Source organism: Conyzicola sp. (assembly GCF_046714715.1).
Classification (GTDB): Bacteria; Actinomycetota; Actinomycetes; order Actinomycetales; family Microbacteriaceae; genus Conyzicola.
The window spans coordinates 1-14,169 of record NZ_JBKKAD010000058.1; the positions used below are offsets into that span (position 1 = coordinate 1).

Genomic DNA, 14,169 nt, shown 5'->3' on the forward strand with positions numbered 1-14,169 from the left:
GTGTAGACCTCGCGGTGAAGGAGATCAACGAGGCCAACGCCGGCCTCGAGATCTCCGTAGACCACAAGGACTCGGGCGACACCACGACCGACCTCGCGACCCAGTCGGCAACCTCGCTGCTCGCGGATGGCGTCAGCGTCATCCTCGGCGCCGCATCGTCGGGTGTCTCGAAGACGTTCATCGACCAGGTCACCCAGGCCGGCGTCGTTCAGATCTCGCCCGCCAACACCTCGCCCGACTTCACCACGTACGAGGACGACGGATACTACTTCCGCACCGCACCCTCCGACGTTCTGCAGGGGCGCATCCTCGGCAACAAGATCCTCGCCGATGGTAAGACCAACGTCGCGATCCTCTACATGAACGACGCCTACGGCACCGGTCTTGAAGAGAACCTCAAGGCGAGCCTCGAAGACGGCGGCGGAACGGTTGTCGGCGAAGAGATCTTCGAGCCGGCCTCGACCGACTTCACCAGCGCCATCCAGGCACTGCTGGCCACGAACCCCGACGCGCTCGTCGTCATCTCGTTCGACGAGATCAAGACGATCGCCGAGCAGCTCGCCGGCCAGGGCTTCGACTTCACGAAGCTGTACGGCGTTGACGGCAACTACGGAGTCATCGGAGAGGCCGACACCAACGTCGACATCGCCGGCGCGCAGTTCACCAACCCCGGTGTGCTCGCCCCCGAGGACTTCCAGGCTCGCCTCCAGGAAATGGTCGCTGAGCAGGGCGGCGACGAACTGACCGTCTTCAGCTACGCGGCCGAGTCCTACGACGCCACGACGCTCACCGCTCTCGCGGCTCTCCAGGGCGGCTCCACCGACCCGGCGACCATCAAGGACAACCTCCAGCAGGTTTCCGCCGAGGGCACCGAGTGCGAGACGTTCGCCGACTGCGCCAAGCTGATCGCCGACGGCGAGGACATCGACTACAACGGTGTCTCCGGCCCCATCGAGTGGGACGAGAACGGCGACGAGACCGAGGCCTTCGTCTCGATCTTCGCCTACTCGGCCGGCAACGTGGCCGAGGGCATCGACCAGGTCTCTGGTTCGCTCAAGTAGTCACCACCTGAAGTAACACGAGGGGCCCGGTCGCGAGACCGGGCCCTTTCGTGTGTCGCCCGCCGTCACCACCCGCAGTACTCGCCGACGTACGCGTAGAGCTGTTCGCGCACCGCGTCGCTCACCCCCACGAACACCGTGCCGGTCTCCCCGTCGTCGAGGGCGACGTCGAGCGGAAAGAACGTGCCGCGCTTGTCCTCCGCCACGATGTGCGGGTTGCAGTTGCTCGGGACGATGGCGAGCGAGGTGGAGAGAGGCCCGGATGCGGCCGAGGCCGCCCAGCCGAGGTCCCACCCGGTGGAGCGGTCGGCGGGGCCGAGCAGCGTCGTGCGCGCCGCCGTGGCGACCCGCGCGACGCCCTGGGCGCCCGTGGGGCGCGCCGTCAGGTCGAGCAGCGCCACGAGCTCGCCCGCGCGCTGTTCGGTGCGAAGCGCGTCGCCGGCGGTGATGTCGGCGATCCGCGCGGTGTGCTCGGCGATACAGTCCCCGGCCGTGACCTTAGCCACGGTATCGAACGGGTCGGCGGGCTCTGCCGACCCGCTGCCGGCCGCGCCATCCGGGGTCTCGAACTCGATCCCGACCACGGGCGGCGCCACCGCGTCGGGCGGATCGCACACCGGCGCTCCGAGCATGACCCTCAGGTCGCGCGTGGCCCCGGCAGGCACCTCGGTGCGCCGAGTCCACGCGGTGGTGCCGTCGAAGAGCGGCGAGTCGAACGACGCCCGGGTCACGACGATCGGCTCGGGCGACTCGTTGCGCACCGACACCTGGAGCGCACGCGGCGCGTAGTCGAGCCGGTACTGCTTGACGCTCACCGTGACGCCGTCGGGCAACTCGGTGAGCGGGGGCGCCGAGCAAGCAGAAAGGCCTGCCGTGGCACCGATGACGATGCCCAGGCAGGCCCTGCTGATGACGCGGGTGTTCGTGGCTACTCCGCGACCTGCCCAGGCAGGGTCGGCGCGGTCGTCGACGCCTGCGCCTTCGCGTCGGCGGTGGCCTTCTCCTGGCCGGCCGCGAGGGTGCCGAGGTAGAGCTCGATCACCTTCGGGTCGTTCATGAGCTCGCGGCCGGAACCCGAGTAGGCGTCGCGGCCCTGGTCGAGGACGTAGCCGCGGTCGCAGATCTGCAGCGCGCGCCGAGCGTTCTGCTCGACGATCAGCACCGAGACGCCGGCCTTGTTGATGATCGAGATGTTGATGAACGTCTCGTCCTGGCGCACGGGGGAGAGCCCGGCGCTCGGCTCGTCGAGCAGCAGGACGCTGGGATCCATCATGAGCGCCCGCGACATCGCGACCATCTGGCGTTCGCCGCCGGAGAGGGCGCCGGCGCGCTGCTTGAGGCGCTTGCCGAGCTCGGGGAACAGGTCGGTGACGAACCCGAGTCGCTCCTTGAACATCTTCGGCTTCTGGTACGAGCCCATCTCGAGGTTCTCCTCGATCGTGAGGCTCGGGAAGACGTTGTTGTTCTGCGGCACCATGCCGACACCGCGGGAGACGAGCTTGTCGGCTTTGAGGCCGGTGATGTCGCCGCCGTTCAGGTCGATGCTGCCGCTGCGGATGTTGACCTGGCCGAAGATCGCCTTGAGCAGCGTCGACTTGCCCGCGCCGTTGGGGCCGATGATGCCCACCAGCTCGCCCTTGTCGACGTGGATGCTGCACCCGTTGAGGATGTCGACCCCGGGGATGTACCCGGCGACGAGGTCGGTGGTGCGCAGAACTGTCTCGGTCACTTTTCTGCCTTCTTCGTCGTGGGCTGCGCCACGGCAACCTCTTCTTCGATCTCGTGCCGCACGAGCTCGGAGTCCATCGTCTCGGCGATCTCCTGCTGGCCCGTGAGCGTGCCGAGGTCGACGTCGTGATGGGCGCCGAGGTAGGCGTCGATCACGGCGGGGTCGCTCATCACGGTCGAGGGCGGACCCTCGGCGACGATGCGGCCCTCGGCCATAACGACGACCCAGTCGGCGATCTCGTTGACCATGTGCATGTCGTGCTCGACGAACAGCACCGTCATGCCCTGGGTCTTGAGGTCGAGGATGTGGTGCAGCAGCGACTGGGTGAGGGCCGGGTTGACGCCGGCCATCGGCTCGTCGAGCATCACCAGCTCGGGCTCGCTCATCAGGGCGCGGGCCATCTCGAGCAGCTTGCGCTGTCCGCCGGAGAGCGACGACGCGTAGTCGTCGGCCTTCGTGTCGAGCTTGAACCGGGCGAGCAGGTCCATCGCCTTGACGGTGATCTCGTCTTCGCGCGAACGCCACAGCGGGCGGAAGATCGCGGCGAAGATGTTCTCGCCGCTCTGCCGTCCGGCGCCGAGACGCATGTTCTCGAGCACCGTCATGCCGCCGAGGGCCTTCGTGAGCTGGAACGTGCGGATCATGCCGAGGCGCGCCACGCGGAACGCGGGCATTCCGGCGAGGTTCTTGCCGCCGAAGTTCCACGTGCCCGTGTTGGGCTTGTCGAAACCGGTGAGCAGGTTGAAGAACGTCGTCTTGCCGGCACCGTTGGGGCCGATGAGCGCCGTGATCGCGCCGCGCGGGATCTCGAGGTGCGCGACGTCGACCGCGGTGAGTCCGCCGAACTGGCGGCTCACCTTGTCGGCGACGACGATGGGGTCTTTCTTCGCGACTCCGGGAACGATGTTGTTGACATCGGTAACCAGGTCTGCGACGGGAGTCTTATCAGACACTGAAGAACGCCTCCTTCTTCTTGCCGAAGATTCCTTGTGGCCGGAATATGACGAGCAGCATCAGGGTGATGCCGATGATGATAAAGCGGATCGGACCCTGCTGGATGCTCGTGATCGGCAGCAGGTCGTTGGAGACCAGCAGCGACAGGATGCCGTCGGACAGTGACAGGGTGACCCAGAAGATGATCGAGCCGGCGATCGGCCCGAAGACCGTCGCGGCGCCGCCCAGCAGCAGGATCGTGTAGAGGAAGAAGGTGAGCTGCGTGCCGTAGTTGTCGGGTTGCAGCGACCGCGGCAGGATGAAGAGCGCACCCGCCACACCGCCCAGGATTCCTCCGAGGATGAGAGCCTGCATCTTGTAGGCGAACACGTTCTTGCCCAGGCTGCGCACGGCATCCTGGTCTTCGCGGATGCCCTTGATGATGCGTCCCCAGGGGCTGCGCACGAGCAGGTAGACGAGCAGGCAGGCCAGGCCGACGAGGCCCCAGCCGACGATGCGCACCCACCACTGGTCGGCGGAGTAGGTGAGCACCCCGAAGCCGAACCGGCCCTCGGGCAGCGGGTTGAGCTCGTTGAAGGTGCGGGCCGCGCCGTTGATGCCTTCCGAGCCGCCGGTGACGTCGGAGAACTCCGGCGTCTTGACCGAGAGCCGGATGATCTCGGCCGCCGCGATCGTCACGATGCTCAGGTAGTCGGCGCGCAGACGAAGCGTCGGGATGCCGAGGATCAGCGCGAAGATCGTCGAGGCGATGATCGTCGCGAGGAACGAACCCCAGAGCGGCCATTCGAATTTGACGGCGGTGATGGCGAAGGCGTACCCGCCGACCGCCATGAAGCCGGCCTGACCGAAGTTCAGCAGCCCCGTGAAACCGAAGTGAACGGCGAGGCCGAGCGCCGCGAGAGCGTAGGCCGCGGTGGTCGGAGAGAAGAGCTCTCCGAAAGCGAGGGGGATGAAGTTGAATTCCATGTGTTTTCCCTAGCCGATTCTCTCGCGGCGACCCAGGATGCCCTGAGGTCTGAAGAGCAGGATGATGATCATGACGACGAGCGCCGCGACGTACTTCAGGTTCTCCGGCAGCCACAGGGTCGAGACGTTGATGAACACGCCGATGACGAGCGAGCCGACTAGGGCGCCGAACGCGGTACCGAGGCCACCGAGCGTCACGGCGGCGAAGACGAGCAGCAGGATCGACGCTCCCGTGTCCCAGCGCAGCGACTGGTAGTAGCCGATGAAGACGCCGGAGAGGGCCGCGAGGGCCGCTCCGCCGATCCAGACGGTGCGGATGACGCCTTCGACGTCGATACCGGATGCTGCCGCGAGCGACCGGTTGTCGGCAACCGCGCGGGTGGCCTTTCCGATCTTCGTGCGCACGAGGATGAACGCGACGGCGAGCAACAGCACGATCGCGACCACTGCCCCCGCGACATCCGTAAACCGCAGGCTCACCGAACCGATAGTAAGGAAGGGCTTCGGGTCGCTCGGCAGCGAGAGTCGGTCGGCGCCCCAGATGAACGCGAACACGTAGCGCAGCACCAGCGACAGGCCGATCGTGACGATCATTAGCGGGATGAGCCCGAGACCGCGCTTGCGAAGCGGCTTCCAGAGTCCCTTGTTCTGCACGTAGCCGAACGCCCCGCCGAGGATCACCGCGGCGACGATGGCGATGGGCGCCGGCCAGCCGAAGATTCCGCTGAAGGTGTAGGCCATCAGCGCGCCGAAGGTGACGAGCTCGCCGTGGGCGAAGTTGTTCAGGCCGGTCGTGCCGTAGATCAGCGAGAGGCCGATCGCGGCGAGGGCGAGCAGGAGGCCGAAGATGAGGCCGGTGACGACCTTGGGCCAGAACAGGGTCCAGAACCCAGGGCCGGCCGATTGGCCGTTGCCCGCGTCGGGAGCCGGGGCGGCGCCCATCTCGGGGTTGTCGGGCGACACGAGGAAGATACCCGGTGCGCCCTGCTGGCCCGACGACACCGTGATGTCGCGCGGGTTCTTGTTCGGGAACCCCGCCTCGGGGGGAAGGGTCGACTCGTCGATCGTGATCGTGTAGTCGCCGGGCTCTTCGAGGCCGATGATGACCTTGCCGTCGTCACCGGTCACAACGTCTTCGTCGACGCCCTCGCCCGACACGTTCACGCCGATATTCGGCATGTTCGACTTGTCGGAGTCGAGGCGGATCCAGACTTGGATGGTCTGGTCGGCGTCTTCGGGAGCGACGACATCGGTCGTGGACGCGTGAGCGGCCACCGGCATCATGGCCAGAAGCGTCACCGCCAGTCCGAATGCTCCAAGCGCGAGTTTTCGGGCTCGGCTTTTCTGCGCGGGCTCTGCCACGGAATGAACCTCCAGGAGTTGGGCACTACTTGCTGTGTTTGTGTCGAACAACGCCTGTCAGGCGACAACCCCAAAGTACCTTTGGTTTGTGTCGGTCGTGTTTCGACGCTGAAACGCGTAGACGCAATACTTACTGGGGAACAAGTCAAGGTCAAGTCGCGTTAACATTGCTTACCGGCATCCACAGCTGCATCCGGGCCCAATCTCATACATCTCTACTAGGGGACTCATGGACCAGCCTGATCCTTTCGGTTTTATCGGACTCACGTACGACGACGTCATGCTCCTGCCCGGGCACACCGACGTCATCCCGAGCGAAGCGAACACCGCCACGCGGTTGACCCGCCGAATCTCCGTCGCGTCGCCGCTGCTCTCCGCCGCGATGGACACCGTCACCGAGTCGCGCATGGCCATCGCCATGGCCCGCAACGGCGGCATCGGAGTTCTGCACCGCAACCTCTCGATCGATGACCAGGCCGCACAGGTCGACAAGGTCAAGCGCAGCGAGAGCGGCATGATCACCAACCCCGTTACGACGACCCCCGACGCCACGGTGGCCGAGGTCGACGCGCTGTGCCGCGAGTTCCGCGTCTCCGGCCTCCCGGTCGTCGAGGCCGACGGTCGGCTCGCCGGCATCATCACGAACCGCGACATGCGCTTCGTCTCCGACTTCGAGATGCAGACGACGCTCGTGCGCGATGTCATGACGACCGCGGGTCTCATCACCGCTCCCGTCGGCGTCAGCTCTGATGCCGCGATCGCCCTGTTCGCCCAGCACAAGATCGAGAAGCTGCCTCTCGTCGACGCCGACGGCAAACTGCGCGGCCTCATCACGGTGAAGGACTTCGACAAGAGCGAGAAGTACCCCAACGCCACGAAGGACGACGAGGGCCGCCTGCGCGTGGCCGCCGCCATCGGCTTCTTCGGCGACGCCTGGGACCGCGCCGTCGCGTTGAACGAGGCCGGCGTCGACGTGATCGTGGTCGACACCGCCAACGGAGACTCCTCGGGCGTGCTCGACATGATCGCCCGCATGAAGAGCGACGCCGCGTTCGCCCACATCGACGTGATCGGCGGAAACGTTGCCACCCGTTCCGGCGCGCAGTCGCTCATCGACGCGGGCGCCGACGCCATCAAGGTCGGCGTGGGCCCCGGCTCGATCTGCACCACCCGCGTCGTCGCCGGTGTAGGCGTGCCGCAGGTCACCGCGGTCTACGAGGCGTCGCTCGCCGCCCGCGAGGTCGGCATCCCCGTGATCGCCGACGGCGGCCTGCAGTACTCGGGCGACATCGCGAAGGCGCTCGTCGCCGGCGCAGACACGGTCATGCTCGGCTCGCTGCTCGCCGGCTGCGACGAGAGCCCCGGAGACCTGGTGTTCGTCAACGGCAAGCAGTTCAAGAACTACCGCGGCATGGGCTCGCTCGGCGCGCTGCAGACCCGCGGCAAGAAGACCTCGTACTCGCGCGACCGCTACTTCCAGGCCGACGTGCCGAGCGACGAGCAGCTCATCGCCGAGGGTGTCGAGGGCCAGGTGCCCTACCGCGGCCCGCTCTCCGCCGTGGCGTACCAGCTGCTCGGCGGGCTTCGCCAGTCGATGTTCTACACCGGCGCCCGCACGATCACCGAGCTCAAGCAGAAGGGCAAGTTCGTGCGCATCACGGCGGCCGGACTGAAGGAGTCGCACCCGCACGACCTGCAGATGGTCGTCGCGGCGCCGAACTACTCGCGCTAGACGCACCACGCTGGTTGAGTAGGGCGCTCAGCGACCGTATCGAAACCAGAGGGGCCGGGCCCGCGGGCCCGGCCCCTCTTCGCGCCCGCCGACTGGTAGCGCGGTGTTCTACCGCCATCGCGGCCGAACATTCGCCTGCGCTCGCGACAAAACACCGCGCGACCCGGCGAGTGCGGCCGTCCAAGCGCCAACCAGCAACCGCTGCCAGCGCCGGTAAGCTTGCCGGGTGAGTGATATCGAGATCGGCCGTTCCAAGCGAGCCCGCCGCGTGTACGCCTTCGACGACATTGCGATCGTGCCCTCCCGGCGCACCCGCGACCCCCGAGACGTGTCGATCTCGTGGACGATCGACGCCTACACCTTCCAGATCCCGGTGCTCGCAGCCCCGATGGACTCCGTCGTGAGCCCTGCCACCGCGATCGCGATGGGCCAGCTCGGCGGACTGGGTGTGCTCGACCTCGAGGGCCTCTGGACCCGCTACGACGACCCCACGAGCCTGCTCGCCGAGATCGCGACGCTCGCGCCGGAAGACGCCACCGCGCGCATGCAGCAGATCTACTCCGAGCCGATCAAGCCCGAGCTCATGCGCGACCGTCTCGCCGAGATCCGCGCGGCCGGCGTGCCCGTCGCCGGTGCCCTCAGCCCGCAGCGCACCCAGGAGTTCTACGAGACCGTCGTCGCCGCCGGCGTCGACATGTTCGTGATCCGCGGCACCACGGTGAGCGCCGAGCACGTCTCGAAGAGCACCGAGCCTCTCAACCTGAAGAAGTTCATCTACGAACTCGACGTGCCCGTCATCGTCGGCGGCGCGGCCACCTACACGGCGGCACTGCACCTCATGCGAACCGGAGCGGCGGGCGTTCTCGTCGGTTTCGGCGGCGGCGCAGCATCCACCACCCGCGCCAGCCTCGGAATCCACGCTCCCATGGCAACGGCCCTCGCGGATGTCGCGGGCGCGCGCCGCGACTATATGGACGAGTCGGGCGGTCGCTACGTGCACGTCATCGCCGACGGCGGCCTCGGAACCAGCGGCGACATCGTGAAGGCCATCTCGGTCGGCGCGGATGCCGTGATGCTGGGCTCCACGCTCGCCCGCGCGACCGACGCGCCCGGCGGCGGCTACCACTGGGGCGCCGAGGCGCACCACTCCGAGCTGCCGCGCGGCAACCGCGTGCACGTCGGCACCCTCGCGCCGCTCGCCGAGATCCTGAACGGCCCGTCCTCGGTGGCCGACGGTCGCGTCAACCTGATGGGCGCCCTGCGTCGCTCGATGGCGACGACCGGCTACTCCGACCTCAAGGAGTTCCAGCGCGTCGAGGTTGTTGTCGCCCCGTACCTACGCAGTTAGCATAAAAGCGGCGCTCGTTATCGCCCCCTGAGCCTGTCGAAGGGCCGGCTCGTCGAAGGGCACCCCTGTGCAAGGGCGCCCGACGAGGAGACGAAGATGTCCGAACCGAAGTCAGTCAGCCGCTCATCGAAGCTGGGCCCAGACGAGCGTGACGCCGCGATCGAGGCGCTCAAGTCGCGCGAACTCGACATCCTCGTGGTGGGCGGGGGCATCGTCGGAACGGGCGCGGCGCTCGACGCGGTGACCCGCGGGCTCAGCGTCGGCATGGTCGAGGCCCGCGACTGGGCGTCGGGCACGAGCAGCCGGTCGTCGAAACTGGTGCACGGTGGCATCCGGTATCTCGAACAGCTCGACTTCCGTCTGGTGCGTGAGGCCCTCATCGAACGCGGCCTGCTGCTGCAGCGCATCGCCCCGCACCTCGTGAAGCCGGTGCGCTTCCTCTACCCGCTGACCAAGCCGGTGTACGAGCGCATCTACGTGGGTGCGGGCATGCTGCTCTACGACCTCTTCAGCTACAGCGGCGGGCGCCCTCCCGGGGTGCCGCACCACCGCCACCTCAGCAAGCGGCAGATGCTGCGGGCCGCGCCGAGCCTCGACAAGGACGCCTTCGTCGGCGGGCTCACCTACTACGACGCCCAGGTCGACGACGCCCGCTATGTGTCGTCGCTGGCTCGCACCGCGTCGTTCTACGGCGCCCACGTGGCATCCCGAGTTCGTGTCGAGGGCTTTCTCAAGGTGGGCCAACGCGTCGTCGGGGTGAAAGCCCACGACCTGGAGACGGGGGAGCGTTTCGAGATCAAGGCGCGCCAGGTGGTCAACGCGACGGGCGTGTGGACGGATGACACGCAGTCGATGGTCGGCGAACGGGGCGGGTTCAAGGTCCGCGCCTCGAAGGGCGTGCACTTGGTCGTGCCGCGTGACAGGTTCCAGTCGAAGCTCGGGCTGCTGCTGCGCACCGAGAAGAGCGTGCTGTTCGTGATCCCCTGGGGCCGCCACTGGCTCATCGGCACAACCGACACCGACTGGCACCTCGACAAGTCGCATCCCGCGGCGACGGCGGCCGACATCGACTACATCCTCGAGCACGTGAACTCGGTGCTGGCGGTGAATCTCACCCGCGACGACGTGGAGGGCGTGTATGCGGGCCTGCGCCCGTTGCTCGCCGGCGAGAGCGAGCAGACGTCGAAGCTGTCGCGCGAGCACATCGTCGCCCACTCGGTGCCCGGGCTCGTCGTGGTGGCCGGCGGCAAGTGGACGACCTACCGCATCATGGCGAAGGACGCGATCGACGCGGCGGCCTCGGCGCTCGACGGGCGTGTACCGCCGTCGACGACGCAGGACATCGCGTTGCTCGGTGCGGAGGGCTATCAGGCGGCGTGGAACAAGCGCTCGAAGATCGCGCACGTCTTCGGCGTGCACAAGGTTCGCATCGAGCACCTGCTCAACCGCTACGGGGTGCTCACCGACGAGCTGCTCGACCTGATCCGCGAGCGTCCCGAACTGCTCGAGCCGCTGCCGGGCGCCGACGACTACATCGCGGCGGAGGTCGTCTACGCGGCCACCCACGAGGGCGCCCTGCACCTCGAAGACGTGCTCGCGCGGCGCACCCGCATCTCGATCGAGGCGTGGGACCGCGGGGTGTCGGCGGCCCCCGTCGCGGCCGCGCTCATGGGCGACGCGCTCGGATGGGACCAGGCGCGCATCGACAACGAAGTGGCGAACTACCTCAAGCGCGTCTCGGCTGAGCGCGAGAGCCAGCAGCAGCCCGACGACGAGTCGGCCGACCGCGTTCGGCTGGAGGCGCCCGACATCGTGGCGAAGTAGGGGGCCGGCGCTGTTCCATCGGCGCTTCGCTGCCGTGCGTGCGACAGCGTTGCGCCGACGCGACAGCGTCGCCCTCTACGCCGCCAGGGGCAGGCCATGGCCGCGCAGTCGTTCCGAGAGCAGCCGCTGATTGTTCGCGACGTGCCAGTCCCACCGGGCCAGCGAACGCACCTGACGGCGGAGCCTGTCTTCGCGTAGCTTTTCCGCCCAGACGACCTCTTCGGGGAGGTGTCCGCGGGCGTAGTACGTGTCGCCGTATTTGACCCGGCCGTCGAACTCGCCGATCAGACTGAACTGCGGCCAGTAGAAGTCGGCATAGCCGATCAGGCCCTCCGAATCGTAGAACGGCGTCTGCAGTATTGGCGGAGGGAAGCCGATCAGATGCATCTGCACGCGGCTGATGGATTCGCCGATCGACCCCGACAGTGGATCGCCGAATTCGAGGGCGAGCTTGGCGCGCGTTAGTCCGGGAAACGGGGCGAGGCTCGTCAACAGCTCAGTCACGCGGGTCTTGCCTGTTGCTGGAACGCCGTGGGTGTGCCGAAACTCATTCTGCTGTGCGGGACGGATTGCGGCATCGACCATGCACACCGCCCGAGTGAAGTCGGATCGTGCGCTGACATCGATGACGGTGCGCGCCAGCGATGTGACGGCGAACTGATTGATCTCGATAGCCTCGGGATCATCCGGTCCTGATAGCCGATGGATGCCAGGACTGGACCGACCTCCGGATGCTGCAGGGCCGAGGACGTTGACGCGTTTCGGCCAGGGGCCGAGCCCGGGCAGTCGGAGCAGGGCGGCCGCAGAATCGTGGGAGAACACCGTTCCCGGGCGCGTGACCTCGGCCGCCGCGAACACCCGCGCGCGGTACCGCGTATCGAAGTCGTACGTTTCCCAGACCTCCGCCGAGAGGTACACCCCCGGACGCAGACGGACGAGCTCACCGCGAGCGAGTCGTCGAGCCAGCGCCCGCTCGGTGCCCTGAAGGCGAGCGTGGCGAGCGAGCTGAAACGGGGGAGCGGAATCATCGATCACGCCGTAATAGTGGCGCGATCACGAGGGCGGCGGGCACGCGTCATCCGTTCTGTTGGCTCGGGGCGGGCACCCCGGCCTGTGGAGGACCGCCATGCCTTGGCAGGCGCTGCTCTGCCGGCTGGAGGCTGCTGAGCGGGCAACAGCGTGGCGCCGATAGGGCAGCGCTGCCGGCCGGAGGGGGGCGGGGGCACGCGCATCACCCGCCGAGGTGGTCTCGCGTAGACTGACGTAACTGCCCGAAACCCCCCCCTGAAGGAGCTCACTCATGGTCGACGTTCGGCGGGTCAAGCTCCCCGGCGTGGGTGTTCTCCACACCTTCGTCACCGACGACGGGGGCAAGGTCGGTGTGATCACCCACCGTTCCGGCCACAGCGATCTGATCTCGTTCGCCGACTCCGACGACGGAGACTCGAGCAAGGTGTCGCTGCGCCTCGACGAAGACGAAGCCCACACGCTCGCCGAACTGCTCGGCGGCACACGCATCACCGAATCGCTGTCGAGCCTCGACCAGATTCCCGGGCTCTCGATCGACTGGTTCACGGTCGACTACGAAGACCACATAGCCGGGCAAGAGCTCGGCAATCTGGCCAGCCGCGGCGTCGTGGGCCTCACCGTCGTCGCCGTCGTGCGCGGCGAGAGCGCGAACCCCGCCCCCGCCGACGACTTCAAGGTCTTCCCCGGCGACACCCTCGTGGTGGCCGGTTCGCCCGAGAAGGTGGCCAAGGCGTTCGCGTTCTATCGCACCGGTGAGTTCAAGGCGAAGACGCCGGTCGATTCCCCGCCAGGAGGCTAGCCGTGCACCTCGGTGAAGAACTCCTGACTCTGGGCCTTCTGTTCATCATCTCGTACGTGTTCGGTCGCTTGGGCAAGCTGATCGGGCTGCCCGCCATCCCGATCTACATGCTCGTCGGCCTCATCGCCAGCCCGTACTTCCACCTGTTCCCGCTGAGCTTCGAGTCGGCAGACGTCGAACTCATCGCGGTGTTCGGGCTCATCTTCCTGCTCTTCAGCCTCGGGCTGGAGTTCGACCAGGACGAGTTCTACGGCAACGCCGGAAAGCTGCTGATCTCGGGCGGAACCCGCATCGCGATCAACATGGCGGCCGGCTTCGCCCTGGGTATCTGGATCGGCTGGGGCACGCGCGAGGCACTCATCATCGCCGGTATGACGGCGGCGTCGTCGAGCGCCATCATCACGAAGCTCTTCATCGAGCTGCGTCGCCTCGCGAACCGTGAGACCCCGGTCATCCTGGGCATCATGGTGCTCGAAGACGTCTTCATCGCGATCTACCTGGCGATCGTCGCCGTGGTGATCGGCGGCGAGGCGGACGTCTGGGCGGTGACGATGCAGCTGGCGATCTCGTTCACCTTCCTCATCGTGATGTTCGTGGTCGCGAGGTACGGCGGCAAGGTCGTCTCCCGGCTCGTGCGCACGAAAGACGACGAGCTGTTCACGATCCTGTTCTTCGGCCTCGCCGTCGCGTTCGGCGGCATCGGCGAACTGCTCGGCGTCTCCGACGCGATCGGGGCCTTCCTCATCGGCCTCGTGCTCGGCGCCACCCGGTTCCGCGGTCGCATCGAACAGCTGGCATTGCCGCTGCGTGACGTGTTCGGCGCGTTCTTCTTCCTCAACTTCGGTCTCGCCCTCGACCCCTCGACGTTCGGGGCTGTGCTGATTCCGGTGGGCGTCGCCGTGGTGATGACGCTCGTCATCAACACCGCCGGCGGCCAGCTCATCGCCTGGCAGAACAAACTCACGCCCGCCGAAGGCCTCAACGCGAGCGCCATGCTGCAGAACCGCGGCGAGTTCGCGCTCATTCTGGCGACGCTCGCTGTGTCGGCCGGTCTCGACGACCGGCTCACGCCATTCGCGGGGCTCTACGTGCTGTCGATGGCGATCATCGGGCCGATCCTCGCCGTCAACTCCGAGAAGATCGGGGCGCGCATCTTCCGGTCGCGCAAGCCGGTCGCGAAGTCGGAGCACGATCGGATGGCGGAGGAGAACATCGCTCTTGTCGAGGCCGCGATGGCCGGCACGCAGCTTCCCGCCAGCGACGACGACCTGTTCGACGATGTAGACAGCGAGCGCGTCGCGAACGACCCGATAGTGGAGCAGGCCATGCAGCAGTCCGACACCGAGAAGCCGGGTCGCCAGCGCG

At 67.3% G+C, this 14,169-nt stretch carries 12 protein-coding genes; 6 read left to right on the forward strand and 6 right to left on the reverse strand.

The features are described 5' to 3' along the window. Positions 1-1,061 (forward strand): ABC transporter substrate-binding protein (locus ACLQ6X_RS04580; protein WP_411698989.1); only part of this gene is annotated, 1,061 nt, incomplete at its 5' end. Between the two features lie 65 nt (positions 1,062-1,126). Here the strand turns inward: ACLQ6X_RS04580 and ACLQ6X_RS04585 are convergent. The 5 genes from ACLQ6X_RS04585 to ACLQ6X_RS04605 all read right to left on the reverse strand — a co-directional run bounded on the left by ACLQ6X_RS04585 (position 1,127) and on the right by ACLQ6X_RS04605 (position 6,009). Then, a complete protein-coding gene (locus ACLQ6X_RS04585) occupies positions 1,127-1,894 on the reverse strand; it encodes a hypothetical protein (protein ID WP_411698990.1) in 768 nt (255 codons plus the stop codon). Positions 1,895-1,989: 95 nt separating this feature from the next. After that, positions 1,990-2,790 (reverse strand): ABC transporter ATP-binding protein, encoded by an 801-nt coding sequence (locus ACLQ6X_RS04590; RefSeq protein WP_411698991.1) that lies wholly within the window; start codon positions 2,788-2,790, stop codon positions 1,990-1,992. After that, positions 2,787-3,743 carry an ABC transporter ATP-binding protein gene (locus ACLQ6X_RS04595; RefSeq protein ID WP_411698992.1) on the reverse strand — a complete coding sequence of 319 codons (957 nt, stop codon included), beginning with the start codon at positions 3,741-3,743 and terminating at the stop codon, positions 2,787-2,789. The genes ACLQ6X_RS04590 and ACLQ6X_RS04595 overlap by 4 nt, the downstream gene beginning before the upstream one ends. After that, positions 3,736-4,710 carry a branched-chain amino acid ABC transporter permease gene (locus tag ACLQ6X_RS04600; protein WP_411698993.1) on the reverse strand — a complete coding sequence of 325 codons (975 nt, stop codon included), beginning with the start codon at positions 4,708-4,710 and terminating at the stop codon, positions 3,736-3,738. The genes ACLQ6X_RS04595 and ACLQ6X_RS04600 overlap by 8 nt, the downstream gene beginning before the upstream one ends. Positions 4,711-4,719: 9 nt before the next feature. Then, positions 4,720-6,009 (reverse strand): branched-chain amino acid ABC transporter permease, encoded by a 1,290-nt coding sequence (locus ACLQ6X_RS04605; protein ID WP_411698994.1) that lies wholly within the window; start codon positions 6,007-6,009, stop codon positions 4,720-4,722. A 292-nt stretch (positions 6,010-6,301) separates the two neighbouring features. Here ACLQ6X_RS04605 and guaB point away from each other — a divergent pair, with 292 nt between their 5' ends. The 3 genes from guaB to ACLQ6X_RS04620 all read left to right on the forward strand — a co-directional run bounded on the left by guaB (position 6,302) and on the right by ACLQ6X_RS04620 (position 10,976). Further along, on the forward strand, positions 6,302-7,804 hold the full coding sequence (gene guaB, locus ACLQ6X_RS04610; protein WP_411698995.1) for an IMP dehydrogenase: 1,503 nt from the start codon (positions 6,302-6,304) through the stop codon (positions 7,802-7,804). A gap of 226 nt (positions 7,805-8,030) precedes the next feature. Further along, complete coding sequence (locus ACLQ6X_RS04615) at positions 8,031-9,152, forward strand: GuaB3 family IMP dehydrogenase-related protein (RefSeq protein WP_411698996.1); 1,122 nt, start codon at positions 8,031-8,033, stop codon at positions 9,150-9,152. Between the two features lie 96 nt (positions 9,153-9,248). After that, positions 9,249-10,976, forward strand: coding sequence for a glycerol-3-phosphate dehydrogenase/oxidase (locus ACLQ6X_RS04620; protein WP_411698997.1), 1,728 nt, complete (start codon positions 9,249-9,251; stop codon positions 10,974-10,976). A gap of 75 nt (positions 10,977-11,051) precedes the next feature. Here the strand turns inward: ACLQ6X_RS04620 and ACLQ6X_RS04625 are convergent, their stop codons facing one another. Further along, entirely contained in the window at positions 11,052-12,011 is a 960-nt protein-coding gene (locus tag ACLQ6X_RS04625; RefSeq protein WP_411698998.1) for a hypothetical protein, read from the reverse strand. Positions 12,012-12,276: 265 nt separating this feature from the next. Here ACLQ6X_RS04625 and ACLQ6X_RS04630 point away from each other — a divergent pair, with 265 nt between their 5' ends. After that, positions 12,277-12,804 (forward strand): cation:proton antiporter regulatory subunit, encoded by a 528-nt coding sequence (locus ACLQ6X_RS04630; RefSeq protein WP_184232835.1) that lies wholly within the window; start codon positions 12,277-12,279, stop codon positions 12,802-12,804. 2 nt (positions 12,805-12,806) lie between these two features. Continuing rightward, positions 12,807-14,169: cation:proton antiporter (locus tag ACLQ6X_RS04635; protein WP_411698999.1), on the forward strand; the 1,363-nt coding region annotated here is incomplete at its 3' end.